This window comes from Xenorhabdus littoralis (genome assembly GCF_033949345.1).
In the GTDB taxonomy this organism is placed as follows: domain Bacteria; phylum Pseudomonadota; class Gammaproteobacteria; order Enterobacterales; family Enterobacteriaceae; genus Xenorhabdus; species Xenorhabdus littoralis.
Window position 1 is genome coordinate 1 of the sequence record NZ_VCDP01000207.1, and the last position, 2,494, is coordinate 2,494.

The 2,494-nt window shown below is 44.4% G+C and carries 1 protein-coding gene and 2 pseudogenes; 1 reads left to right on the forward strand and 2 read right to left on the reverse strand.

Annotation, left to right across the window (positions count from 1 at the left end; genetic code table 11):
- Window positions 1-446: 446 nt before the first annotated feature.
- Both FE394_RS19290 and FE394_RS20035 read right to left on the reverse strand, forming a co-directional pair.
- Window positions 447-1,355, reverse strand: a pseudogene (locus FE394_RS19290) (ISAs1 family transposase); the annotation flags it as partial.
- Between the two features lie 453 nt (window positions 1,356-1,808).
- A pseudogene (locus tag FE394_RS20035) lies at window positions 1,809-2,081 on the reverse strand (IS110 family transposase); the annotation flags it as partial.
- Here FE394_RS20035 and FE394_RS19300 point away from each other — a divergent pair.
- Entirely contained in the window at window positions 2,080-2,244 is a 165-nt protein-coding gene (locus FE394_RS19300) for a hypothetical protein (RefSeq protein ID WP_319927932.1), read from the forward strand. The pseudogene FE394_RS20035 and the gene FE394_RS19300 sit on opposite strands and share 2 nt — an antisense overlap.
- Window positions 2,245-2,494 lie beyond the last annotated feature (250 nt).

The following is a 2,494-nucleotide window of genomic DNA, read 5'->3' on the forward strand; positions in this document are numbered from 1 at the left end:
ATATGTTCTAGTTATAGAAATTTATTCAATAATAGCACACTAACCATCATATATACTGACTCATATTCTAACTAACATATTGACAATTACAACATGATAAAATCTTATACTTAACCTGCTATACACATTACTGTTTGTAAGGAAAATAGCAGGTAAAAACTAGGAAAACATCACAAAAATAAACAATATTGCTTATGAATTAACTTTTATGGCTTAGTAGCCAGTTGATCATAACCAAGTAAGGTTGCTGGGCTAAGTGATTCGAACTGCCATCTAGGTAATCGGTTGTCATGTGTTTTATATGATTCCATTCGTTTTTCTAAATCTGAGGGTTGATCTATTAAAAGAATGCATTTCATCTTATCGAAATAACTTTTTGAGGATGCTCTAGCAAAGACTTCGAACGCACGGTAACTATCAGGGCGCGAGCATACTTTGTTTGATATTCAACCAAAGAAAACTTTGGCACGGTAATCATCACACCAGCTGGCTTTTTTAAGCTTATTTCTTTGGCTTGGTGCCCCACAATCACATTGTTTGACCATATTCAAAACAAGACGCCGGAATAAGGCCAGATTCTCAATTGCACCTTCCAAAACAATCCGTGAATCATCTTCTTTAAAAACGACATCAAGAATAGAGTGCTGGCTATTTTCAATTCGCCAATGCTGACGAATGTAATACCCCAGAGATTTATGTCGGGGGGAAAGCGAACTCACATAATACGAGGTATCTACTGTTCCTTTACCATTTTGTGTCCGATGACGCTCAACCGCAATAATGCTACGAATAGTTGGCCATCTCTCGGCCATTTCGGGCGGGAATTTCGGTTTTAACTGGAAGACATAGCGCTCTTCACGTCGGCCATGGGCTTCTTGCTTGATTTCCGTCATCACTTGCTCTTTACCGGCATCAAACACGGCCTGAAATTGAGACTGAACGGCTTCCCACAGCTTAGGTTGATTTTTCTTCACCTGCACAACCACATGCGCTTTCTTTTCGCTGATTTTTTCCAGTGTTTCACGCTGGCAATGCAGAGCATCAAGGGTCACGATACTGCCTTTTAGGTTAAGGATATCCAGCATCTGGCGGACGATACTGATTTCCCCATTTTTGGTCGCAGTCGCTTTCTGGCTTAACACCAATCCCGCCTCGGTATCATAGGCAGTGACCAGTTGGACGGCGTTTTTCTTGTCGTTACGATAGGCGCGTCGCAGAACTTTCCCATCAAAAGAGATGACAGGTTTGCTCCCCAATTCACGCTGCTCATTAACCCAGTTGAGTAAGGCTTCCAGCAGGGAATCAAGCTCGATAGCGCGCAGTATTCTGGCAATCGTATGCCGACGGGGTATCCCAGTAAGAATCTATGGTCTTCCCCCGTTTTTGCAACACTAATTTTGATGTATGGTTGGCTTGCTTAAATCTATCCGGCGTCTCTATGGGTATGGATGCCCGCGCCCCAATGAGTTCCGCGCCTGATGCGCCTAAAAAAACCGTTCGGCTTCAACGAGCCACTTTTATGCTTAGGTTAATCATCAGGCCGATTGGCCGTTCATGTCATCAATAATCAGTCTTCGCAAAACCAGATAAGTAACGTGTATTTCACTGTTTAATCATCAATTTATTGAGTCAGTCAGTATCTATTAGGCCTGATACTCATTTTGCCGAGTGGTGATTGCCCAGACTATTCGTGCCAGCTTGTTAGCCAGCGCACAGGCAACCACATTCGAATGCTTCTTGCTGAGTTGTGCCTGAACCCACTCGGCAAGTCTGCCATGCTGATGCTCAAGCCGCATCATAAACGCTCGAAAATCGTTTTTGTTACTTTTGACAAAAGGACGAACAAATTGCGGAGATATCAGCTTAGCTTCATGGCCTAAATCAGCAATCCGGCGAGCCATAAAGTGTGCCCCCGCACAAGCTTCCATCACGACGGTAACGGATGAACACCCGGCTAAAAATTCCATTAATTTTGGGCAGGTAAACTTTTTACGCAGAATAACCTTGCCGGATTTGTCCTGACAATGGATGTGGAAAGAATGCTTGCCGAGATCGATACCAATAAGTGTGACGTTTTGCATGATGGACTCTCCAGAAAAAATACTCGATAAAGAGTATGGTTCACAAGGTGGGGAAGACCATCTCATTAACTTCTGTAGCCTGCAAGGGAGAGCAAGATTGCGGTACATCTGCGCACTTTTGGAAGCAGATATCGTTGGACTACAACCCTCCGTCCGGCGATGAAAGTTACCCGGTGTGATTTACAACCGGCTTGCCACACGATACGGGCAGAGCATGCTTTGCCCCGTTCCGAAAAATATTCACCTGCGTTTGCACACTAACGATAAACGTCCTGAATCCTGTGCGGCGCTTGCTTACCCACCCGTCCGGTACTTCTGACCACGTATAAATACAGATACGCTTCTTATCACGAAACACGTTCCAGGCAGCGCCCCGAACAGCCCCCTTCACTTGGGGGCTGGGATATCTAAAA

Excerpts from the sequence above, each read along its gene's own strand:
- FE394_RS19300 (WP_319927932.1), top strand. The coding sequence starts at position 2,080 with ATGATGGACTCTCCAGAAAAAATACTCGATAAAGAGTATGGTTCACAA.